The organism is Saccharothrix saharensis (assembly GCF_006716745.1).
In the GTDB taxonomy this organism is placed as follows: Bacteria; Actinomycetota; Actinomycetes; order Mycobacteriales; family Pseudonocardiaceae; genus Actinosynnema; species Actinosynnema saharense.
On the sequence record NZ_VFPP01000001.1, the window covers coordinates 8,635,444 to 8,658,111 of the forward strand.

Below are 22,668 nucleotides of genomic sequence, written 5' to 3' on the forward strand. Positions count from 1 at the left end.
CCGGCACGCCGGCGTGAGGGCGGTGCACGGGTGCACCCACGTGCCGACCACGAGCGAGCGGTGAGGACACCATGATCAACGCTGATCAGCCCCTTTCGGATGTCGACGTGCCGACCCTCGGGGTCGAGGAGGAGTTCCTGGTCGTCGATCCCGGCAGCGGCCTGCCCGTCCCGGTGGCCGGTGCGGTCGTCGACCTGGCCAACCGGCTGGGCGCGGACCTGCAACTCGAGCTGACCCGTGTGCAGGTGGAGAGCAACACGCCGGTGTGCCGCACGGTGCGCGAGGTGCGCGGGCACCTGCTGACCTCGCGGTCGACGGCTTCGGCCGCGGCCCTGCAGGCGGGGGCGCGACTGCTCGCGGTCGGCGTGCCCCTGACCGGACCGATGGCACAGTCCTTCAGCGACTCCGACCGCTACCGGCGCATCGGGGAGGGCTACGGCCTGCTGGCCGCCGAGCACGGCGTGTGCGGTTGTCACGTGCACGTCGCCGTGCCGGACCGGGAGACCGCGGTACAGGTGTCCAACCACCTGCGGCCCTGGTTGCCGGTCCTGCTCGCGCTGACCGCCAACTCGCCCATCCACCAGGGCGTCGACACCGGCTGCGCGAGCTGGCGGTCGGTGCTCAACAGCCGCTGGCCGTGTTCCGGCGCGCCGCCGTACTTCACGTCCGCCGGCCACTACGACGCCGTGCTGGGCATGATGGTCGACAGCGGGGCGGTGCTGGACCCGGCGATGGTGTACTGGGACGTGCGGCCGTCGGACCACCTGCCCACCATCGAGGTCCGGGTCTCCGACGTGCCCGCCACGGTCGACGAGTCGATCCTGCTCGCCGCCCTGGTGCGCGCCCTGGTCACCACCGCCCTCGGGGCGATCGGCCGGGGCGACCGAGGGTTGCCGGTCACTGCGGAGGCGTTGCGGGCGGCCTACTGGCGCGCCGCGCACGACGGCATCGAGGGCGAGGGCATCGACCTGTTCGCCCACCGCCGCGTCCCGGCCGCCCACCTGGTGCGGCGCCTGATCCGCCACGTCCGGCCGGCCCTGCGCCGGAGCGGAGAGCTGCGCGCGGTGAACGCCCTGTTCACCAAGGTCCTCCAGAACGGCAACGGCGCCGTCCGCCAACGGCTGGCGTTCCGGCGACGCGGGCGGATCGAGGACGTGGTGACGCTCCTGAGCCGTGACACGGGCTACGACTGGCTCCCGGAAACCGCCGCCTGACGGTCGACGCCGCACGCGCCACCGGCACGCCGGCGACTACGGGAGGGTGGGCAGCCGCGTGCCCGGCCATGAACGACACAACGATCGGCAGCGGACCGACGAAGCCCGCCGGGACGATGACGTCCGGGTAGCCCGACACGGCCGCGGGCGTGGAGGAGCCGAGCCCGGCGGGATCGCCGGCGTAGCGCCGCTGGTCGGGTAGGTCGGGTCGGGGGTGGACGGCGCCTTCGCGGCCTCGGAGAACAGGTCCTGCCCGAACCCGGTCGGCTCGACGGGGTCCGCCTCGGTGCACTCGATCAGCTCCCGCACCGTCCGGGGCACTCCCGACCGCGGCGCGAGGTACGCCTCCAGGCCGTGCTCGAACTCCGCCACCAGGGCGGGCAGCCCGATGGCCCGTTCCGGCCCTGGTGGGGCAGGCCCACGTCACCGTGTCCGGCCCTCGGAGCGGGGCGGCCCGCAGCGGCGGCAACACACCTCGATGCGGGCGCCCTCGCCTGCGCCGACCGCGGGTCCGACGACGGCGTTCGACGGCACAGGGCCGACCTCGGCCCGGTGGCCGGTTCGCCTACTTCCGCTCGTCGGACAGGGCGGAGCGCATGGCGTCTTTCACGCGGTCGAACAGTGCGACCGCAGGGCCTGCCAGGAGGTTGGCGGTGGCGGACTGGGTGCTGGGGTGCGGGTGCGTCGGCGCCGCGCGCTCGGCCGCCCGCACCATGGCCGCCATGCGGCGCAGTTGCTCCGGGTCGTGGTGCCGGCGCAGGTAGCGGAACTCGTAGGCTTCCTCGTGGTGGGCGTGCCGCAACACCGCCTCACGCAGGCGGGCCAGCTCCTCGGGGAAGCTCGGGTCCTCGGTGCCGATGGACTCCAGGCGGGCCAGCTGCTCCTTGGCGTGTTCCTCTTCGGCGAGCCGGTCCTCCACGATGGCGTCACCGCCGTCGACGCTGCGGCGGGCGGCGGGGTGGACGACGACCTCCTCGGCGGTCTCGTGGACGGCGAGCAACCGGACGAGGCGGGCGAAGGCGTCGGCCCGCTGCTCGCCCGCGGACGACTGGACCTCCGCGAACAGGTCGCGGATCTCCATGTGCTGGCCGATCAGCAGCGCCACGACGTCGGCGTCGCGCCCGGTGTCCGGCTCTGATGTGGTGGTCATCGTGCCTCCGTCAGCTGGTGGTGTGCTGCTGGCGCAGCGAGGGCACGGGGTGCTCGCCGTCGGTGGAGTGCCGGTAGTCGGTGCCGAACTGCTCGCGGTGCAGGTCGATCACGCGCTCACTCGGTGGCAGCTCCCCGCCCATCAAGGCGTCCTGCATGGCCTCGAACCGCTCGTGCGCCTCTTGGACGTAACCCGTGCCCAGCGTGGTCAGGTCGATCTGCGTGTCCAGCAGCTCGCGCAGGTACTCCTTGTTCGGCTCGAACGTCACCGGCGCGGGCAGCTCCGGCGCGAGGACTTCCTCCGGTTCCCGGCCGTCGTGGGCGCGCATGAGCTCGCACGCGAGGTGCAGGTGCTCCAGCTCCATGTTCAGGTGCAGCTCCCAGATCGCCTTGATCCGGCGGTCCGACTCCGTCTGCATGAACGAGTAGTAGAGGTAGCACTCGTTGTACTCGTGGTTGACCAGCCGCTCCCACCACGTCTCACCGGGGTCCACAAGTGACTCGTAGTGCGTGACGTGCTCCTCCTCGATCAGACCGATCTCCTGGTAGAGCTGCCGGGCGATCGGCTCCATGTACTCGGGGCCGACGTTCATGTAGAAGTTCATGGTCTGCTGCTCGGTGGACATGATGGTCAACGCGTGCAGCTTGGAGATCGGGGCCGCCGTGCTGCGGTCGTAGGGCTCGCGCACGTTGTCGGCCGGGTGACGGTGGTGGTACTTGGTCGGCCTGCCGGGGATGACCTCGGTGAGGTCGTCGACGATCCGCTCGGCCTTGCGGCGCTGGACCATCTCGTAGAGGTTCGCGTAGCGGTAGAGGTGGTCGAAGTCCTCCAGCACGCCGAACTGGTAGGCCTGCTTGAGGTACGGGTCGGGCTCCATGCGCGCCACCCACGCGGTGAGGTCCACCGCGACCTGCTCATAGGCGATCGTGGTCTCCAGCGCGGAGGACACCCCCGGCAGCAGCCAGTTCACCGCTTTCTGCTGTTGTTGCTCGATGTAGCGCACCTCGGCCAGTTGGCGCTTGACGTCCATGTCCAGGCAGTTGCGGGCGAACTGGTGGCTGAACATCAGCGCCTCGACCTCGATGCCGTTCATGGTGATGATCCGGCACCGGGTGTACGGGTCGCTGTGGTCGGGGTCGATCGGGTCCACGTCGAGCTCTCGCCAGTTCCGGACCTGGCGGTCCAGCGGGATGCCGCGGTGTTCCAGCGGGTTGAAGCCAGTCGTCGTCATAGAGTTCCTCGCACGTCGTGGTCGCGTTGTTCCCGGGTCGCGTCGGTGCCCGGGCAGACGGTGGTGAGAAGGGGCTCCAGCGACGCCCACGCGCCCAGCAGCGCGTCCGGGTCGGTGAAGCGCAGCGCCCTGGCCACCTCGTAGGTCGAGACCACCAGCTCGACCGGCACACCTCGTTCCCGCCCCCGGGCGCGCACGGCGGCCACCACCGCGGCCCCGTGGCCGTCGCAGCGGGTGGCGCGGGACAGGTCGAGGATCAGCACCCTCGGCGACTCGCCCAGGCACCGCTGCGCGGCTTCGGCCAGGGAAGTCCGCACGACGCCGGCCACGCGCAGCACGAGCACGCCCGGAGCGGGTTCCGCGCAGTCGACCGGCGAGGCGGCCGGACCCGTCTGCGCCCACCTGCGATGTGCCTCGGCAGCGGTCATCTGTTCCCTCCCGGAGTCGGTCCTCCCAGCCGTGCGGCCCCCTTGGGGCCGGGGCGTACACCGATTCCTCCCAACCGGAGCGGATCCCTGCGTCCGTGCGGCTCCCAGTGACATGATCACGCCCTCTGCCGGTGTCGGCAGGGGTGACGGGAATGCGACCGCATCGACGAGGGCGGCGGGACGCCACCCGACGCCTCCTCCACCGTGGCACGGATCACGCGAGACGGCGACTCGGGAGCCGGGGCGACACCGCGCGACGAGGCCGGCACCGTTTCCGGTGGAGCCCATCCGGCGAGTCTTCTCCGGGTAGCCGAGCTCGTGCCGTGGACAGGGTCGGTGTCCCGGACCTGTGCTCAGCCTCCCGCGGCACGCGGAATCACTCGATGGGCGGGTGCGCAGTCGGGTTTCCACGCGATCGAGTGGTGTGGGCGCCGCTGATTCGGGTAGTCGGCACTGTGGTCGGGAACGGTGCCGAGCGCAGCGCGGAACGGTCGGTGACGCCGTGGTGGCTGTGGCCCGGAGTCGGCGGTGTGGCGGGCTTCGCCTGCGCGCTGTTGTCGGTGCCGGTGCGCCTGGACCGGCGGCACCCGCGCGCCTGGCTCGGGTGGCCCGGACTCCGCCACGGCCTTCCTCCACTCGCTCGCGTCGCGGCCGGCCCCGGGCAGTTCTCCCCGCGCCCGCAGCGCGAGTTCACGCGCGACGGGTGATCACAGCGGTGCCGACCGTCCTGGTGAGCGCCTTCGTGTTCGCCATCGCGGCCGTGCGCCACGTCGGGCAACCGGCCGCCTCGGTCGACAGGGTGGCGGTTCCGAGGGAGCACCCTCGCGCTGGTCGACCGGTGGTGGTCGGTCCGGCTGTGCGTCGTTCTCGCCCACCACGCCGAGCCGTTCGCGGCCGGTGTCACGAGGGCGTGCGCGCCTCCACGACCTTGGCCAGCAGGCGCGGGGTCGGGTGGTCGAACACGTCGCGCACCCCCAGGCGCACGTCGAAGCGCTGGTTCAAGCGCGAGAGCAGGCGGACGGCGGTCAGCGAGTCCCCGCCCAGGTCGAAGTACGACGAATCGGCGTCGGCGGCGGCGTCCAGGACCTCGCGGTAGGCCGCCGCGACCTGGGCCAGGACGTCGGGCGCGTCGTCGGTGGCCCCCGGTGCGAGCACCCGCGTGGTGAAGGTCGCGCGCAGGGCGTTGACGTCCACCTTGCCGGTCGCCGTGAGGGGTAGTGACGGGCGGGCGTGGACGTGGTGGGGGAGCATCGCCCGGGGCAGGCGGGCTTCGAGGGCGCGCATGACGTCGGCGGGGTCGGCCGGGTCCGTCGCGGACGGGACGTAGACGCCGACGAGGGTCGAGTGCTCGCCGTCCACGGCGAAGACGGTCGCCGTCGTCACGCCGGGGCACGCGGTCATGGCGCGTTCCACCTCGGCGGGTTCGACCCGCACACCGCGGATCTTGAGCTGGCGGTCCGCCCGGCCGAGGAAGGTCAAGCCGCCGTCCGGGCGGACGCGCACGACATCGCCCGTGAGGTAGGCCCGCCCGTCGTGCGCGGGCACGAAGCGCGCGCCGGTCAGGTCCGGGCGGTGCAGGTAACCCCACGCGACCGTCGGGCCGCCGACGGCGAGCTCCGCCGTGCCGTCACCGCGGTCGGTCAGGATCTCCCGGATGTGCGGCAGGGCGTGGCCGATCGGCACGTCGTCGGTGTCGCGCAGGGACCGGCCGGACCGGCCGCCGATGTCGGCGGCGTGGGTGACCATGACGGTCTCGGTCTGGCCGTACGCGTTGATCAAGCGCACGTGCTCGGGGACGTGCTCGGACCACAGCCGCACGGTGCGGGCCCTGGCTTCCTCGCCCCCCATCACGACCGCGCGCAGGCTCGACGGCAGCGGACGGCCCGTGGTGACCAGGTGGTCCACGAGTTCGTTCCACAGGGCGGTGGCCAGGTTGACCACCGTGACGCCGCGGTCGGCGACGACGTCGAGCAGCGTGGCGATGGACGCGTCGGCCGTGCGGTCGTCGCACACCAGGGCCGCGCCGCCGAACAGGGTCGCGTAGATCTCCTCGCCGCTGGTGTCCCAGATCAGCGGCGTCAGGTTGAGCACGCGGTCCTCGTGCGTGATCCCGTACCGGTCGCGCAGCGCCGTGCCCGCGGTCAGCACGGCGCGGTGCGGCACCAGCACGCCCTTCGGCACGCCGGTGGACCCGGAGGTGAACATCAGGTACGCGAGGTCGTCCGGCGACACGGCCGGAGCGGACCCGCCGGCGAGGCGCTCGAACGGCAGCGGCACTGCGTCGAGCCCCCGGAGGGCGGGGCCCAGCGCGGCCAGGGTGGGCTCCCGGCCGATCACGGCGACGGCTCCGCCCGCGGTCAGCACCGACCGCAGCCGGTCCTCCGGGTCACCGGGCGACACGGGCAGGTAGGCCGCCCCGGCGTGCAGCACGCCCAGCGCGCCGGCGATCGTGGTCCAGTGCCGTTCGGCCGGGACGGCCACCCGTGCCCCGCGGGGCACGCCGTGCGCGGCCAGGCCGGCCGCGACCCGCTCCACCTCGGCCATCAACTGCCGGAACGTCAGCTCGCGGTCGCGGTCGAGCAGGGCGGGGGCGTCCGGCGCCGCCGCGGCGACCCGGGCCAGCTCGGCGGTGATGCTCACCGGGTTACCTCCAGGTGCTCGTGCAGCGAGGCCAGGTAGTCGTCGGCCAGCGCGGCGGCCGTGGCGCGGTCGAACAGGTCCGTGCTGTACGCGACGAAGCCCACGAGGCCCGCGCCGTCCCACGCCAGCTCCAGCTCCAGCTCGAACTCGCTGGTCCGGCTGGGCAGCGGGACGGGCGTGGCGGTCACGCCGGGCAGCCGCAGGTCGTCCTCGGCGAAGTCCTGCACGGTGAACACGACCTGGAACAACGGGGTGCGGGACAGGTCGCGCGGCGGTGAGACCGCCTCGACCACCTGCTGGAACGGCACGTGCCCGTCGTCGTAGGCGTCGAACGCGGTCGACCGCACCCGGCGCAGCAACTCGGCGAACGACGGCCCGTCGGACAGGTCGACCCGCAGCACGACGGTGTTGGTGAACAGGCCGATCATGGCCTCCTCGTCCGGGCCCTCCCGTCCGGACAGCGGCACGCCGATGCTGAGGTCGCCGACGCCCGACCGCCGGGCCAGCACCGCGAAGAAGTTGGCCAGCAGCACCATGAACAACGTCGCGCCGTGCCGCCGGGCGTGGTCCCGGGCGCGTCCCACCAGGTCGGCGTCCACGGTCAGCGGGACGCGGCCGCCGTGCGGCGACCGGATACCCGGCCGGGGCCGATCGGTGGGCAGGGCGAGCGGCGGCGCGCCGCGCAGGCGTTCCCGCCACCGGGCCAGCGCCTCGGCGTCGGGTGGTTCGGCCAGCGCGCGCCGCACGTGCGCGGTGTATCCGACCGGCAGCGGCGGCAGTTCCCCGCCGCGGTAGAACACCGCCAGGTCGGCGCTGAACACCGGCAGCGACAGGCCGTCCGCGCAGATGTGGTGGAGCACCACCGTGAGGATGTAATGGTCCTCGGCCATTCGCAGCAGCAGGACCCGGAACGGGTCTTCGGCGTCCAGCCGGAAAGGCCGCAAGACGTGATCTTCGTTTTCCCGGGCGGCTTCGGCCTCGGCATCGGGATGTGTGGACAAATCGACCCGTTTGGCGGATGCGGGCCCAGGGGGGAGTACCAGCTGTCGCGGTTCGCCGGTGCTTAGGTCGACCCGGGTCCGCAATGGTTCATGCCGTCGGACCAATGCCGTCAACGCGGCGTCGAGCGCGTCGGCGTCGAGCGGTCCGCGCAACCGGTGGGAGAACGAGATGTGGTAGAGGCTGGTCGGACCGTCGAATTGCTCGGTGAACCAGATGCCGTGCTGGGCGGGGGACAGCGGAGCGGTCGTGGTGGCTGTCCTGATTTCTTCCTGCGTCACATTCCCCCCGCGGTGATGCCGTCGGAATCCGCTTCAGTCGAGGACCTTCTCGACGAAGTGGTTGATGTTCGTCAGCATCCGGGCGATCCGCTCGTCGTCGTCCAGCGTCTCGGCCGGCTGCGGCGCCGATGGCCGCCGCTTGCGCCGCACGTAGGCCGAACAGGCCAGGTCCGCGCACACGTACGTGCCGACGGTGTTGCCCCGGCGCCCGGCTGCGCCCGCCTTCGGGGCGACGAACATCCCCACGTCGGACAGCACGTGGGTGGTGAGGCAGAAGGCGCACGAGGACGACCGCAGCGCGCTTTTCGGCGGGGTGTTCGCGCGCAGCACCACGCCCACCACACCCCCGTCCCGGGGCAGTACGAGGTAGGCGTTGTTGACCGCGCGCGGGTCGATCCACCCGAGGAAGTCGGTTTCCGTCCAGTTCCTCGAATGGAGGTCGGCCGGCAGGGTGAGCTTCTTCGCCTCGCCTTTCGAGCAGTTGACGAACGACTTCCTGATTTCCTCCGCCGGGGTCGGTCGCACCCTTTTGCCCTTCATTTCGATCATGCGCCGTCATTGCCAGTATGCCTGACCTACGGCCCAGGTCAAACAGGTGTCCGTGCGGTACTTCAACTACACGCAGAGCCGCGTCCGCGCAAGGGGTTGCTCGGCTGGAGTTGGCGCTCGCTACGGTCGTTGCCACCCGTGGAGCCCTGTGCTAGGAAGAGTCTGATCGCACTTGCCGGAAATCGGCGGGAAGGTTCTGGGGAGCTGGGCGAGGCGGTTGACGCACATTCCGCGTCGACTGATCACCTTCTTGGGGAACGGTGGTGGCCGACGGCTGCCCGGCCCCGGTCCATCGCGGTGAGGGGGCGGGTTGAGCGTGCCTGAGGAATGGAATCGGACCGACGCGGACTTTCCGGCCCACCGGGGGTTGCACGAGTTGGTCGAGGACCGCGTGGCGGATTGCGCCGAGCGCGCCGCCGTCGTCTTCGGTGCCGAGCAGGTGACGTACGCAGAGTTGGACGCGCGGGCCAACGGGCTGGCCCACCGGTTGGTCGAGGCCGGGGTCGGCCTGGACGACGTGGTGGCGCTGTGCGTGGACCGGTCGGTGGAGATGGTGGTCGCGCTGCTGGCGATCCTGAAGGCGGGCGGGGCGTACCTGCCGCTGGACCCCGAGCTGCCCGTGCACCGGATCGCGCAGATCACGCGGGTCGCCGGGGCGCGCGTCTGCGTGGTCACCAACGGGTACCGCCCGCTGCTGCCCGACGACGTGACCGCCGTGCCGCCGTCGGCGACGCCGCGGACCGACCGGCCCGACCGGCGGGCGTGCGGCGCGAACCTCGTCTCCGTTTACTTCACCTCCGGCTCCACGGGCGTGCCGAAGGGCGTGGCGAGCAGCCACGAGGGCTGGGTGAACCGGATGACCTGGTCACAGCGCGAGCACCGGCTGCGACCGGGCGACACCGTGCTGCACAAGACGACGTTGACGTTCGACGACTCCGCGCTGGAGCTGTTCTGGCCGCTCACGGTCGGCGGCCGGGTCGCCGTGCTGGAACCCGGCGTGCACCGCGACCCGCGGGCGATCCTCGACGCGCTCCACGAGCACCGTTCGGTCTACCTCCAGGTGGTGCCGAGCATGCTGACGATGCTGCTGGACGAGATCGAGCAACGCGGTGGGTGGGACCTGTCGGCGCTGCGCGACGTGACGTCGAGTGGCGAGGCGCTGCCGCCGGAGACGGTGGGCCGGTTCCTGACGCTGCTGCCGTCGGTCGGCCTGCACAACACCTGGGGCGCGACCGAGGTGTCGATCGACTCGACCAACCACACGTGCGGCCCGGCGGACGCGGCGGACACCGGTGCGGTGTCGGTCGGCCTGCCGTTCGACAACAACCGGGTGCACGTGCTCGACGCCGACTTCCGCGAGCTGCCGCCGGGGGAGGTGGGCGACCTCCACATCGCGGGCGTCGGCCTGGCGCGCGGTTACCTCGGTGACCCGGCCACCACCGCGCGGGCTTTTCTGCCGAACCCGTTCTCGCCCGGTGAACGGCTCTACCGCACCGGCGACCGCGGTTACCGCCGGCCCGACGGCACGGTGAAGTTCGTCGGCCGCGACGACCACCAGGTCAAGATCCGGGGCATGAGGGTCGAGCTGGGCGAGGTCGAGTCGGCCCTGCGCCGCTCGCCGCTGGTCCGCGACGCGGTCGTCGTGCTGCGCCGCCTCGGCGAGGACGACCACCTGGTCGCCTACACCACCCCGGCCGAGGCGGACCGCGCGCCCGACCCGGAGGACCTGCGTCACCTGGTCGCCGACCGGATGCCCAAGCACATGGTGCCGTCGGTCGTCGTGGTGCTGGACTCGTTGCCGCTCAACAGCAACGGCAAGGTCGACCGCGAGCGGCTGCCCACACCGGCGCGCCCCCGCGGCGGCGACGCCGAGTACGTGCCCTGCGAAGGGCCCGCCCAGGAGGCGGTCGCCGAGATCTGGCGCGAACTGCTCGGGCTGGAGCGCGTCGGCGCGCAAGACGACTTCTTCGACCTCGGCGGCCACTCGCTGATGGCGACCCGCTTCTCCGCCAGGGTGCGGCAGCGGTTCGACGTCGACCTGCCGGTGCGCGTGGTGTTCAGCACGCCCACCGTGGCGGAGCTGGCGGGGGAGATCGAGCGCCTGCTGGTGGCGAAGATCGACGACATGTCCGAGGACGAGGTGCGGGCGATGCTCGGGGGCACCGAGTGACCGCCGAGGACCAGGTGACGACGGAGGAAGGGGCGGACGGCATGGTCGATCGCGAGGACGAGGACACCCGCACCTACGCGGTCGTGGTGAACGACGAGGAGCAGTACTCGGTGTGGCCCGCCGACCGGGAGGTCCCGGCGGGGTGGCGCGCCGAGGGCGCCACCGGCACGAAGGACGCGTGCCTGGCGCACATCGCCGAGGTCTGGACGGACATGCGCCCGCTGAGCCTGCGGCGGAAGATGTCCCAGGGCGTGGCGTGACGGCGCTGACCGGTCGGCTGGCCGCGAACCCGGCGGACCTGCTCCACGACGAGGTGCTGCGCCCGCAGTTCGAGCGGGAGGTCCGCCACCTGCTGCCGCACTACGTGGCGATCGAACGCGTCCTCGTGGCCGAGTACCGGCGGATGGGGGTGCTCACGCCCGAGCAGGCGGACGACGTGGACGCGCTGCTCGCCGGGATCGGCCCCGACACGCTGACCGCCGACCCGCGGGCGAACCTGTCCGACGTCGCCTTCGCCGTCGAGCGGCACGTCGAGACCCGGCTGCCCCGCCCCGCGCCGCACTGGCACGTGGACCGCAGCCGCAACGACCTCCAGGCGTGCGCGCAGCTGATGTTCGCCCGTGAACGCCTGGTCGACCTCGCCGAAGGGCTGCTCGGGCTCACCACCGCGGCACACGACCTGGCCGCGGCGAACCTGACCAGCCCGATGCCGGGCCACACCCACTACCAGGCGGCGCAGGTGATGACGCCCGGCTTCTACCTGGCGGCGCAGTCCGGCCACCTGCTGCACACCGGGCGCCGGCTGCTGGCAACCTACGACGGCATCGACGTCTGCCCGCTCGGCGCGGGCGCGATGACCGGCCAGAACTTGCCGTGGGACCGCGACCGGATGGCGCACCTGCTCGGGTTCGCCGGAGCCGGGCGCAACGCGCTCACCGACGTGGCGTCCCGGGCGTGGGCGGCCGAGATCACCGCCGAGCTGTCCCTGTTCGGCGTGGCCACGAGCCGGTTCGCCACCGACCTGATCACGTGGGCCGGCGCCGGGTTCGGCTTCGTCGACCTGCCCGACGAGCTGAGCGGGATCTCCTCGGCGATGCCGCAGAAGAAGAACTTCCCGGTGCTGGAACGCATCCGGGGCCGCACCGCGCACCTCACCTCGTGCCACGTGGACGCCGCGCTGGGGCAGCGCGGCACGCCGTACACGAACCTGGTCGAGGTGTCCAAGGAAGCCGGCGTCCAGCTGTACGACGCGCTCGACACGGCCCGGTCCGTGGTGCGGCTGCTGACCGCCGTGCTCCAGCGGTTGGAGTTCAGGGCCGACCGGATGCGCGCGGCGTGCGAGCGGGAGTACCTGGGCGGGTTCGCACTGGCCACCTCGCTGACCCTGCACGCGGGTGTGCCGTGGCGGCAGGCGCAGGTGCTGGCCGGACGGTACGTGGTGGCGGCGCTCGACGCGGGCCTGCCGCCGACCGAGCCAGACCCGGCGCTGCTGACCCGCATCGCGGCCGAGGCCGGGTACGTGGTGGCCGAGCCGGGCGCGTTCCTGGCCGAGGCGTTCGACACCGACCGCAGCCTGCGGGCCACGCCGACCGCCGGGTCGGCGCACCCGGACGCCGTCGTGGCCGAACTCGACGCGCAGGCCGCTGAGCACGCCGCGCTGGCGGGGCAGTGGGCGGCACGGCGCGCCGGGCTCGACCGCGCGCGGGACATCGGGTAGCGGCGGAACCGGGGGAGCAGCCGAGAATGATCTTCGATGACATCACCGACGCGATCGGCCACACGCCGCTGGTGCGCCTGCGCGTGCCCGCGGCCGAGGGGGTCGAGGTCTACGCGAAGCTGGAACTCCAGAACCTGTTCGGCATGAAGGACCGCGTGGCCGCGAACATCGTGCTGGAGGCCAAGCGGGTCGGCGCGCTCGTCGACGGCGCGCACATCGTGGAGAGCTCGTCGGGAACGATGGCGCTCGGCGTGGCGCTGGTCGGCACCGCCCTCGGCCACCCGGTGCACATCGTCACCGACCCGCGCATCGACCGGATGACGCTCGCGAAGCTGCGCGCCCTCGGCTGCCGGGTGCACGTCGTGGAGGCGATGACCTCGCACGGCTGGCAGAGCGCGCGCCTGGAGCGCTTGGAGCGGTTGATGGCCGACCTGCCCGGCGCGTTCTGGCCGCAGCAGTACAGCAACCCCGACAACCCCGGCGCCTACCGCAAGCTGGCCCGCGAGGTGCTGGACGACCTCGGCTCGGTCGACGTGCTGGTCGGGTCGGTCGGCAGCGGCGGCTCGCTGTGCGGCACGTCGCGCGCCCTGCGGGAGAGCCTGCCGGAACTGCACGTGGTGGGCGTGGACTGCGTCGGCAGCGCCCTGTTCGACCAGCCCGACGAGCCGCGCCGGTTGCAGAGCGGCCTGGGCAACAGCCTGCTGCCCAAGAACCTCGACCGCACGCTGGTCGACGAGGTCCACTGGCTGAACGACCACGAGGCGTTCGCGGCGACCCGGGCGCTGGCGGCCGAGCAGCAGATCTTCGCGGGCAACACGTCCGGCTCGGTCTACCGGGTGCTCACCGACGTGGCGTCGCGCGCCGAGCCGGGCACCCGCATCGTGGGCATCTTCCCCGACCGCGGCGACCGCTACGCCGACACCGTCTACAGCGACGAGTACTGGGCCGCGTCCGGGCTGACCGACCTGGCCGCGGCCGACGCGCCCGAGCAGGTCGACTACGGCACCGAGGTCGACCGGTGGTCCCGGTCGGTGAACAAGAGCGGCCAGGACCTCGACCGGTACCTGGTGTTCGTGGAAGCCAACACCACCGGCACGGGGATGCTCGCGCTGGACCTCACCGCGGGCCTGGGCCTGCGGCCGGTGTTGCTGACCGGCAAGCCGGAGCGGTACGCGGGCCTGGCCGCCACCGGGGCCGAGGTGCTGGTGTGCGACACGAACTCGCCGAGTGCGCTGCGCACCGCCGTGCAGGACCGGTTCCGGCGTGAGGAGTTGGCCGGGGTGGTGAGCACCAGTGACTTCTACGCGCCCGCCGTGGCCGACCTGGCTGCCTGGCTGGGCCTGCCGCGCAACCCGGTGGAGGCGGTGCGCACGTGCCGCGACAAGTCCTTGCTGCGCCGCCGCCTGGCCCAAGCGGGTGTGCCACAGCCCCGGTTCGCGGTGCTGGACGAGCCGGTGACGGCGGACGCCGTGGCCGCGGCGGTCGCCGAGGTCGGGTTGCCGTGCGTGGTGAAGCCCGTGGACGACTCCGGCTCCAACCTCGTGGTGCTGTGCCACGACGCCGCGACGGTCGCCGCGCAGGCCGAACGCGTCCTCGCGGTGCGGGAGAACGTCCGCGGCATGCCGACGGCCCGCCGCGTGCTGGTGGAGCAGTACGCGCGCGGCCCGGAGTTCAGCGTGGAGCTGTTCGGCTGGGCGGGCGAGTCCCACCTGGTCGGCGTCACCCGCAAGTCCGTCACCGGCGGGCCGCACTTCGTGGAGCACCGGCACCTCTTCCCCGCGCCGCTCGACCGCGCGGACGCCGACGCGCTCACCGACGCCGCCCGGCGTGCCGTCGAAGCGGCCGGGATGACGCTGGGGGCCACGCACACCGAGGTCGTGCTGACCGAGCGCGGCCCGGCCGTGGTCGAGGTGAACCCGAGGCTCGCCGGCGGCATGATCCCCGAGCTGATCCGCCTGGCCACCGGGGTGCAGCTGCTGGAGCAGCAGTTGCGCGTGGGCGCCGGCCTGCCACCGGAGCTGGCCGCGGGGGACACCGGGTACGCGGGCATCGCGTTCCTGCTCGCGCCGGAGCACGGCGTGCTGCGCGCGGTCGACGGGGTGGCCGCCGCCCGGTCCGTGCCCGGGGTGGTCGAGGTGACCGTCACCGCCCGGGCCGGCGCGACCGTGCGCCCGCCCGTCAACGCCTACGACCGCCTGGGCCACGTGATCGCCCGCGCCGAGGGCCCGGAGGAGGTCGACGCCGCGCTCACCGCCGCGCTCGGCCGGATCGACACCCGCATCGAGTCGGAGGGCGACCAGTGATCGAGCTGCGCAGCGACACCTTCACCCTGCCCACCCCGGACATGCTCAAGGCGATGGCCGCCGCGCCGCTGGGCGACGACGTGTACGGCGAGGATCCGACCGTGCGCGAGCTGGAGGAGCTGGCCGCCACCACGCTCGGCAAGCAGGCCGCGTGCCTGACGCCCAGCGGCACCATGGCCAACCTCACCGCGATCATGGCGCACGCCCCGCGCGGCGCGAAGGTGCTCGTGGGCGATGAGTCCGACATCCACATCTACGAGGCCGGCGGCGCGTCCGTGCTGGGCGGGGTGGTCTACGAGCCGATCCGCACCGCACCCGACGGCACGCTGGCCCTGGACGACCTGGCCCGCGGCTTCCCCGACGACCCGGACGACCCGCAGTTCGCGCTACCCGCGCTGATCTGCCTGGAGAACACGCACAACCGGGCGGGCGGCAAGGTGCTGCCGCTGGACTACCTGGCCGAGGTGCGGCGGTTCGCCGACGAGCGCGGGGTCGCCGTGCACCTGGATGGCGCGCGGGTGTTCAACGCCGCCGTGGCGTCGGGCGTGCCGGTCGCGCGCATCGCCGAGCACGCCGACTCGGTGCAGTTCTGCCTCTCCAAGGGCCTGGGCGCGCCCATCGGCTCGATCGTCGCGGGCTCGGCGGAGCTCATCACCGCGGTGCGGCGGCTGCGCAAGCTGCTGGGCGGGGGGATGCGCCAGGCCGGGGTGATCGCGGCGGCGGGCATCCTCGCCATCACCACCGCCCACCGGCTCGCCGAGGACCACGCCAACGCCCGCCGGCTCGCCGAGGGGCTGGCCGACGTGGACGGCGTCCAGGTCGACCCCGCGCAGGTGCAGACCAACATCGTGATGTTCCGCGTCGACGGGTTCAGCTGGCGGTCGTTCGTGGCGGCCGCCGCGGCCGAGGGCCTGGCCGTGGGCGAGCTGGGCCACGGGCGCATCCGCGCCGTCACGCACTCCGGCGTGACGGAGGCCGACGTCGACCGGGCGGTGACGGTGGTCCGCGACGTGGTGAAGCGAGGGCCGAGGGGATGAGCACCGACCGGATGAGCGCCGACCAGGGTTCGGCGGCGGGCGTCTACGTCTTCCCAGCGTCCCGGGCGCAGTACCAGATGTTCTTCGTGCAGCAGGTGGTCGGCGACGCGCCGACCTACCACGTGCCGCTGTGCTACCGGCTGACCGGTGACGTGGACGAGGCCGCGCTGCGCCGTTCCGTCGCCGGCGTGGTCGCCCGCCACGAGGCGCTGCGCACCCGCTTCGCGCTCGCCGACGGCGAGCTGGTGCAGGTGGTGGACCCGGTGGCGGAGCCCGAGTTCACGGTGGCGCGGCCCGGTGCGGCCGACGGCGTCGGCTCGGCCGACGAGTGGGTGGCCCGTGAGGCGGCGCGGCCGTTCGACCTGGAGCGCGGGCCCCTGTTCCGGGTCGCGCTGCTGCGCCTGGCCGGGGCCGAGTCGGTGCTGGTGCTGACCATGCACCACATCGTGTGCGACGGCTGGTCGGCCGACCTGGTGTTCCACGAGGTGGTCGAGGGGTACGCGGCGCACGTCTCGCGTCGCGAGCCCGACCTGCCCGAGCCCGAGTTCCAGTACGCCGACTACTCCGGCTGGCAGGACGAGTGGCTGGCCGGGCCCGCCGCGGGGAAGCAGCTCGCGCACTGGCGCGACGTGCTGGCGCACCCGCTGCCCGTGCTGGAGCTGCCCGGCGACGGCGGGGGCGGGCCGCCCTCGGGCGCCGACCTGTCGTTCGACCTGCCGACCGACGCGGTGGTGCGGCTGCGGGAGCTGGCCGCCGAGTCCGGGGCGACGCTGTTCATGGTGGGGTTGGCGGTCTTCGACGTGTTGCTGCGCGAGCTGTCCGGCACGGACGACGTGATCGTCGGCACGGTGTCGGCCAACCGCGCCCGGCCCGAGTTCGCGGGCACCGTCGGGTTGCTGGTCAACACGCTCGCCGTGCGCACCCGGCTGGACGACGACCCGACGTTCCGCGACCTGCTCCGCCGCGTGCGCGACACGGCGCTGGACGCCTTCGCCAACCAGGACGTGCCGTTCGAGCTCGTGGTGGAGGAGGTCAAGCCGCCACGCGCGGGCGATCGCCACCCGGTCTTCCAGGTGCTGTTCACCTTCTTCGAGCAGGGGGGCAGCGCGCGCACGGCCGCCGGGGTCAGCTTCACGCCGTTCCTGCTCGACTCGGGCACGGCGAAGTTCCCGCTCACCCTGGAGGTCACCGACCGCGGGCGTGGCGCGGGCGCCAACTTCGAGTACCGGTCGGACCTGTTCACCGCCGAGCAGGTGGGCCGGTTCGCCGAGCGCTACGCCCGGCTGCTGGAGGAGGTGGCCGCCGACCCGGACCGGCCCCTCACGTCGGCCACCGGTCGCCCGCGGCAGTCCGAAGTGGACGACTGGGACGAGCCGGTGCCGTACGCCGCGCCGACCAACGCGGTGGAGGCCGTGCTGGCGGGCATCTGGGCGCAGGTCCTCGGGCGCGACCCGATCGGCATCGACGACAACTACTTCGAGCTCGGCGGCGACTCGATCCGCAGCGTGCAGCTACTGGCCCGGGCCCGCGAGCACGGCCTCGGCATCAAGGTCACCGACCTCGTGCTGCACCAGACGATCCGCGAACTCGCGCCGCGCACCACGCTGGTCGAGCCGGAGAACACCGTCGAGGACGGCCGCCTGGACCTGCTCGCGCCCGCCGACCGGGAGCTGGTCGGCGACGACGTGGTCGACGCCTACCCGCTGTCGGCGTTGCAGGCGGGGATGCTCTACCACAGCGAGTCCGCCGACTCCGAGCAGCTCTACCACAACGTCGCCACCTACCACCTGCGGGTGGAGTACTCCGAGGTCGCGTGGCGCGAGGCCGTGACGACCGTGCTCGACCGGCACGAGGTGCTGCGCACGTCGTTCGCGGTGGCCGGGTTCGCCGAGCCGGTGCAGCTCGTGCACGCCGACGTGCCCGCCCCGCTCACGTTCGAGGACCTGCGCGGCGCGGTCGACGTGGAGGCGGCCGTGGCCGCGCGGTTCCGCGCCGAGCGGGCCAGGCCGTTCGACTGGACCCGCCCGCCGTTGATCCGCTTCCACGTCCAGCGCCGCGCCGACGACGAGGTCCAGCTGTGGATCGTCGAGCACCACGCGATCATGGACGGCTGGAGCGGCCGGTCGCTGTTCGCCGAGCTGCTCACCCTCTACGTCCGGGCGCTCGGCCACGACCGCGAGGTCCCGCCGCCACCTCGTGCCCGCTTCCGCGCGTTCGTCGCCCTCGAACGCGCCGCCCTCGCCGACGACGCCCAGCGCGCGTTCTGGACCGACCTGCTCGACGACGTCACGGCGGGTGGCCTGCCGCTGGGCGGCCCGGCGACGGCCGAGCCGGACATGGCCATGACGGAGTTCACCGTGCCCGCCGAGGTCGGCGCGGGGCTGTTGGCGCTGGCCAACCGGCTCAAGGTGTCGGTGCGCGTGGTGCTGCTGGCCGCCCACCTGCGCGTGGTGTCGCTGCTGTCGGGCCGCGACGACGTGGTGACCGGTGTGGTCTACAACGGCCGCGGCGAGCAGGTCGACGGCGACCGCGTCCTGGGCCTGTTCCTCAACACCGTGCCGTTCCGGTTGAGGGTGGCCGACGGCACGTGGGCCGACCTGGTGCGGCACGTGGCCGAGGTGGATGTGGCGATCCAGCCCAACCGCCGGTTCCCGCTGGCCGAGCTGCAACGCGCGCACGGCGGCGAGCCGCTGTTCGAGACGTTCTTCAACTACACGCACTTCCACGTCTCGCGCGACCAGCCGTCCGGTGACGTGCTGGAGCTGCTGGACGAGGACAGCGTGGTGCCGACCAACTTCCCGTTCGGCGCCGAGTTCTTCCGCGACGCCGAGACCGGCGAGATCGCCATCGGCCTGCGGCACGACCGGACCCGGCTCGACGCCGACCAGGTCGGACGGGCGCGCGACTACTACCTGGCCGCGCTGCACGCACTCGTCGCGGACCCGGACGGGTCGCACGTCGACGCGGAGCTGCGGCCGGAGCGTGAACGGGCGCTGCTGGCCGCGTGGAACGACACCGACCGGCACTACGACCGGCCGCACCTGCTGCACGCGCTCACCCGCGGCGAACCGGACGCGCCGGCCGTGTGCTTCGAGGACACTGTGCTGACCTACCGTGAGTTCGAGGCACGCGCCAACCGCCTCGCGCACCGGCTGGTCGCGCTCGGGGTCGGCCCCGGCACGTTCGTCGGCGTGAGCGCCAGGCGGTCGGTGGAGCTGGTCGTCGCGCTGCACGCGGTCGTGCGCGCGGGCGGGGCGTACCTGCCCCTCGACCCGGACAACCCGCCGGCGCGCACCCAAGAGATGGTCGACCAGGCACGGCCGGTGGTGCTGCTGGCCGACTGGGACCTGCCCGGCGCGCATCCGCTGGACGTCCCCGCCGACCACCCGGACACCCCGCCGGCGACGGCGGTGGCACCGGACGACCCGGCGTACCTGATCTTCACGTCCGGCTCGACCGGCCGGCCCAAGGGCGTCGTGGTTCCGCACCGCGCCATCGCGAACCGGTTGCTGTGGATGCAGGACGAGTACCCGATCGGGCCGGACGACCGCGTGCTCCAGAAGACGCCGTACTCGTTCGACGTGTCGGTGTGGGAGTTCTTCTGGCCGCTGATGACCGGCGCGTGCCTGGTCGTCGCCCGGCCGGACGGGCACCGCGACCCCGCCTACCTGACCCGGATCGTCCGCGAGGCCGGGGTGACGGTGCTGCACTTCGTGCCGTCGATGCTGCGCGCGTTCCTGGACGACGACGGCCTGCCCTCGTGTACGTCCCTGCGGCGGGTGTTCGCCAGCGGCGAGGCGTTGCCGCACGACCTCCAGCAACGGTTCTTCGCCACCCACCCGGCCGAGCTGGTCAACCTCTACGGGCCGACGGAAGCCGCGGTGGACGTCAGCCACTGGCGGTGCCGCGACGACGGGCGCGCGGTCGTGCCGATCGGGCGGCCCATCGCCAACGTCCGCCTGCACGTGCTGGACGCGCGCCGCAGGCCCGTGCCGATCGGCGTGACCGGCGAGCTGCACATCGGCGGGGTCGGCCTGGCCGACGGGTACGTGGGCCGGCCCGACCTGACCGCCGAGCGGTTCGTCGACGGCCTGTACCGCACCGGTGACCTGGCCCGGCACCTGCCGGGCGGCGAGCTGGAGTACCTGGGCCGGGTGGACGACCAGGTCAAGGTCCGCGGGTTCCGGGTCGAGCCGACAGAGGTGGAGGCGGTGCTGGGCGGGCACGACGGCGTGCGCGAGTGCGCGGTCGTGGCCCGGGACGGGGCGCTGGCCGCGTTCTTCGTCGGCGACGCGGATCCCGCGGCGCTGCGGGCCTTCCTGCTCGACCGGCTGTCCGAGCACATGGTGCCGCGGCTGTGGCAGTCGGTGGACGCGATCCCGCTGTCGCGCAACGGCAAGGTGGACCGCAAGGCGCTGGCCGCGGTCGAGGTGCGACGGGACCGGCCGTCCGCCGTCGGGCCCGCGACCGAGGCCGAGCGCGTGCTGCTGGAGGTGTGGCGCGACGTGCTCGGCGTCGAGGACGTCGGCGTGCTGGACACGTTCGGCGAACTCGGCGGCCACTCGCTCAAGGCCCTGCGGCTGCTCACCGCGGTGCGCAAGCGGTTCGGCCGGGCGCTGCCGGTGACCGAGCTGCTCGACGGCGGCACGGTCCGCTCGATCGCGGCCCTGCTCACCGGCGGTGGCGCGGGCGTGGACGACCGGCCTCGGCTGCACCTGCTGCGCCCCGGCGTCGACGGCACGCCCGTGGTGCTGGTGCACCCGGCGGGCGGCACCCTGCTCGCCTACCGGGCGCTGGTCGAGGCGATCGACCCGCGCCACCCGGTGCACGGGGTGTCGGCCGCGGCGCGGCCCGCCGCGAGCGTCGGCGAGACCGCCGCCGCCTACCTCGACCTGCTGCGCGGCCTGCCCCGGCACCACCTGGCCGGCTGGTCGTTCGGCGCGGTCGTGGCGCACGAGATGGCGGTCCGCGCGCCGGACCGCGTCGCCTCGCTGGCCATGGTCGACCCGTCCTACCCGGGGCAGTACGACACCGACGGCGCGGACCTGGTCGAGCAGCTGCGCCACGAGCTCGGCGACGACCACGGCCAGGACGCGGACGCGCTGCTCGCCGTGTTCGAGGCCAACGTGCGCGCCCACGCCCGGCACCGACCGGGCCGCCACGACGGCGACGCGGTGTTCGTCCAGGGCGAGGAGAACCGCGAGCACGACAGCGCCGGGCACTGGGCCCGGCACGTCACCGGTCGCTTCACCGTGCACGACCTGACCGCCGACCACTTCTCGCTCGTGCGGCCACCGCACGCGGCGGCGGTCGCGGCGCTGCTCGACCTCGACCGGGGAGGACGCGCGTGACCCGAATCGGCCACGGCCGCGCCTTCGGCACGTTCGGCGAACTGCTCCAGGGGGCGCTGCCCGAGGAGGAGCGCGACTTCCTGGTCACGCTGCCGATCACCGAGTACTCGTCGGCGCGGTTCGAGCTGACCGGCGAGCACGACCCGGTGGTCGTGACACCGCCGAACAAGGACAAGTCACGCCTGCTGGTCGAGCGGATGCTCGCCCTCGGCGGCCACCGCGGCGGTGGCGTGCTCGAACTGGCGGGCAGGCTCCCCGAGGGCAAGGGCCTCGCCAGCTCCTCGGCCGACCTGGTGGCCACCGCCCGGGCCGTGGCCGCCGCGCTGGAGCAGCCGCTCGACGCCGTGGCGATCGAGGGGTTCCTGCGGCACATCGAGCCCACGGACGGCGTCATGCACGACGGCATCGTGGCGTTCTACCACCGCGAGGTGCGGCTGCGGGAACGCCTGGGCTGCCTGCCGGTGCTGACCATCGTCGGCGTCGACGAGGGCGGCCAGGTGGACACCGTGCGGCACAACCGGGTGCCCAAGCCCTACACCGCGCGGGACCGCCAGGAGTACGCCGAGCTGCTGGACGCGCTGACGGCGGCGGTGCGCGGGCACGACCTCGCCGCGGTCGGCGCCGTCTCCACCCGCAGCGCCGAGCTGAGCACCAAGGTCCGACCGCGCCCGCTGCTGGCAGCGCTGCGGCGCATCGGCGCGGAGGTGGACGCGCTCGGCCTGGTGATCGCGCACAGCGGGACGGTGATCGGGGTGCTCATCGCCGACAACGACCCGTCCCGCGAGGACAAGGTGCGTTCCGTGGTCGAGCAGTGCCGCGGCCTGTCCGGGACGGTGTCGGTGCACACGTCGCTGTGCGTCGAGTCGACCTGCGCGCCGCAGAGGGTGGGTGCCTGATGGAGGTCACCATCCCGGCCCGCTTCAACGGGCCGCCCGACTCCGGCCAGGGCGGGTACGCGTGCGGGCTGCTGGCCGGTCTCGTCCCGCCCGCCGCCGGGCACGCCGTGGTCACCCTGATCGCGCCGCCGCCACTGGACACGCCGATGCGGCTGGAGGCGGGCGCGCGCCGGTCGCACCTGTGGCTGGGCGACCGGCTGATCGCCACCGTGGGCGCGGCGCGGAAACCCGTCCCGGTGGTGGATCCCGTGTCGCCGGACGAGGCGCGGCGCGCGTCCGAGGGCTACCTGGGCCACCGCGACCACCCGTTCCCGACCTGCTTCGTGTGCGGCCACGACCGGGAGGACGGGCTGCGGCTCGCACCGGGCCCGGTGGCCGGGCGCGACGGCGTGGTGGCGTGCGGGTGGGTGCCCGAGGACGTGTCGACCGAGGTGCTGTGGGGCGTGCTGGACTGCCCCGGCGGCTGGACCGCCGACCCGCGCGCGGACCCGATGGTGCTGACCCGGATGACCGCGGAGGTGGTCCGGCCGCCGCGGCCCGGCGCGCCGCACGTCGTCGTCGCGCGCCGAGAGGAGCGGTGGGGGCGGACCGCGGTGAACCTGACGAGCGTCTACGGCGCCGACGGCGACCTGGTCGCCACCTCGACCACCCAGTGGACGGCGCTCGAGGCCGGAGGGGTCTGACATGGGGACGAGACCGAAA

General features: G+C 73.4%; 15 protein-coding genes. 9 read left to right on the forward strand and 6 right to left on the reverse strand.

From position 1 onward, the window contains the following. Nucleotides 1–71: 71 nt before the first annotated feature. Nucleotides 72–1,214: a carboxylate-amine ligase gene (locus FHX81_RS39030; protein WP_141983453.1), complete on the forward strand. Its 1,143-nt coding sequence runs from the start codon at nucleotides 72–74 to the stop codon at nucleotides 1,212–1,214. Between the two features lie 565 nt (nucleotides 1,215–1,779). On the opposite strand, the gene FHX81_RS39035 is transcribed toward FHX81_RS39030, so the two are convergent. The 6 genes from FHX81_RS39035 to FHX81_RS39060 all read right to left on the reverse strand — a co-directional run bounded on the left by FHX81_RS39035 (nucleotide 1,780) and on the right by FHX81_RS39060 (nucleotide 8,492). Further along, the gene (locus tag FHX81_RS39035) at nucleotides 1,780–2,364 is read right to left on the reverse strand and encodes a hemerythrin domain-containing protein (RefSeq protein WP_141983454.1); all 585 of its coding nucleotides are present in this window, start codon (nucleotides 2,362–2,364) and stop codon (nucleotides 1,780–1,782) included. A gap of 10 nt (nucleotides 2,365–2,374) precedes the next feature. Then, nucleotides 2,375–3,595, reverse strand: a complete 1,221-nt coding sequence (locus tag FHX81_RS39040; RefSeq protein ID WP_141983455.1) for a hypothetical protein — start codon at nucleotides 3,593–3,595, stop codon at nucleotides 2,375–2,377. After that, a complete protein-coding gene (locus tag FHX81_RS39045; protein ID WP_141983456.1) occupies nucleotides 3,592–4,023 on the reverse strand; it encodes an STAS domain-containing protein in 432 nt (143 codons plus the stop codon). Before FHX81_RS39045 ends, FHX81_RS39040 begins: the two co-directional genes overlap by 4 nt. A gap of 900 nt (nucleotides 4,024–4,923) precedes the next feature. After that, nucleotides 4,924–6,663: a non-ribosomal peptide synthetase gene (locus FHX81_RS39050; protein WP_170232351.1), complete on the reverse strand. Its 1,740-nt coding sequence runs from the start codon at nucleotides 6,661–6,663 to the stop codon at nucleotides 4,924–4,926. After that, entirely contained in the window at nucleotides 6,660–7,943 is a 1,284-nt protein-coding gene (locus FHX81_RS39055) for a condensation domain-containing protein (protein ID WP_141983458.1), read from the reverse strand. The genes FHX81_RS39050 and FHX81_RS39055 overlap by 4 nt, the downstream gene beginning before the upstream one ends. Nucleotides 7,944–7,976: 33 nt before the next feature. Continuing rightward, nucleotides 7,977–8,492, reverse strand: a complete 516-nt coding sequence (locus FHX81_RS39060; protein WP_246108188.1) for an FBP domain-containing protein — start codon at nucleotides 8,490–8,492, stop codon at nucleotides 7,977–7,979. A gap of 376 nt (nucleotides 8,493–8,868) precedes the next feature. On the opposite strand from FHX81_RS39060, the gene FHX81_RS39065 reads away from it, so the two are divergent. The 8 genes from FHX81_RS39065 to FHX81_RS39100 are packed head-to-tail and all read left to right on the forward strand — an operon-like array spanning nucleotide 8,869 to nucleotide 22,649. Continuing rightward, nucleotides 8,869–10,662 carry a non-ribosomal peptide synthetase gene (locus FHX81_RS39065; protein ID WP_211363702.1) on the forward strand — a complete coding sequence of 598 codons (1,794 nt, stop codon included), beginning with the start codon at nucleotides 8,869–8,871 and terminating at the stop codon, nucleotides 10,660–10,662. Between the two features lie 41 nt (nucleotides 10,663–10,703). Continuing rightward, a complete protein-coding gene (locus tag FHX81_RS39070; protein ID WP_141984391.1) occupies nucleotides 10,704–10,922 on the forward strand; it encodes an MbtH family protein in 219 nt (72 codons plus the stop codon). Then, the gene (locus tag FHX81_RS39075; RefSeq protein WP_141983460.1) at nucleotides 10,919–12,379 is read left to right on the forward strand and encodes an argininosuccinate lyase; all 1,461 of its coding nucleotides are present in this window, start codon (nucleotides 10,919–10,921) and stop codon (nucleotides 12,377–12,379) included. Before FHX81_RS39070 ends, FHX81_RS39075 begins: the two co-directional genes overlap by 4 nt. A gap of 26 nt (nucleotides 12,380–12,405) precedes the next feature. Next, on the forward strand, nucleotides 12,406–14,682 hold the full coding sequence (locus tag FHX81_RS39080) for a pyridoxal-phosphate dependent enzyme (RefSeq protein ID WP_141983461.1): 2,277 nt from the start codon (nucleotides 12,406–12,408) through the stop codon (nucleotides 14,680–14,682). Beyond that, nucleotides 14,679–15,719 carry a GntG family PLP-dependent aldolase gene (locus tag FHX81_RS39085; RefSeq protein WP_141983462.1) on the forward strand — a complete coding sequence of 347 codons (1,041 nt, stop codon included), beginning with the start codon at nucleotides 14,679–14,681 and terminating at the stop codon, nucleotides 15,717–15,719. Before FHX81_RS39080 ends, FHX81_RS39085 begins: the two co-directional genes overlap by 4 nt. Then, nucleotides 15,716–21,070, forward strand: a complete 5,355-nt coding sequence (locus FHX81_RS39090; protein WP_141983463.1) for a non-ribosomal peptide synthetase — start codon at nucleotides 15,716–15,718, stop codon at nucleotides 21,068–21,070. The genes FHX81_RS39085 and FHX81_RS39090 overlap by 4 nt, the downstream gene beginning before the upstream one ends. Beyond that, nucleotides 21,067–21,966, forward strand: coding sequence for a GHMP family kinase ATP-binding protein (locus FHX81_RS39095; protein WP_141983464.1), 900 nt, complete (start codon nucleotides 21,067–21,069; stop codon nucleotides 21,964–21,966). Before FHX81_RS39090 ends, FHX81_RS39095 begins: the two co-directional genes overlap by 4 nt. After that, a complete protein-coding gene (locus tag FHX81_RS39100) occupies nucleotides 21,966–22,649 on the forward strand; it encodes a hotdog family protein (RefSeq protein ID WP_141983465.1) in 684 nt (227 codons plus the stop codon). The genes FHX81_RS39095 and FHX81_RS39100 overlap by 1 nt, the downstream gene beginning before the upstream one ends. Nucleotides 22,650–22,668: the final 19 nt, after the last annotated feature.